This is a genomic window from Granulicatella sp. zg-84 (assembly GCF_010892375.1).
In the GTDB taxonomy this organism is placed as follows: Bacteria; Bacillota; Bacilli; order Lactobacillales; family Aerococcaceae; genus WM01.
Window position 1 is genome coordinate 1 of record NZ_WNJX01000068.1, and the last position, 545, is coordinate 545.

The following is a 545-nucleotide window of genomic DNA, read 5'->3' on the forward strand; positions in this document are numbered from 1 at the left end:
TTTTTAACTTATTAAGTTTACGCTGGTGAAAGGCGATGAGGTTGTCGAGTTGATTAAATAAATCTGCAATTTTCCTTTGTTCATCTTTCAATACAGGAATTTCATAAGTTAATTCTCTAATAGAAGTCCAATTTACATATATTTGTGTATTTCCTTGAGAAGCACAAATAATTTTCCCACGAATATTATCAGCATTCAAAAATTGATATAAAAATTCTGGTAGATATTCATTTTCATAAACTTCAATTCTTTCAGTCCGTTGATTAAAAATATAGGAATTATCAGAATCTATCAGTAAAACTCGACCAATTATGTTCCCTGAAGCAGTCTTATCATTTAATATCATTGTTAAATTATTTTTGTTCAAAATACGATTTTCAGTCTTTTTTGTTTTGTTTGCTCTGATGCCTTGATCGGTATATTGGTTTGTTTCTGAATATGATCCAATACTTATAACTTTATATTTGCCAAGTTCATCGAATTCAGACTCAATAGATGTCCCTCCAGTAGACTTACCGAAATCTTCCAACTTACGTTGTTCCCAA

1 protein-coding gene is annotated in these 545 nt (G+C 29.9%); it reads right to left on the minus strand.

The window, feature by feature from the left end:
- On the minus strand, positions 1–545 hold a 545-nt coding region (locus GMA06_RS08380), incomplete at both ends, for a restriction endonuclease subunit S (protein ID WP_205426297.1).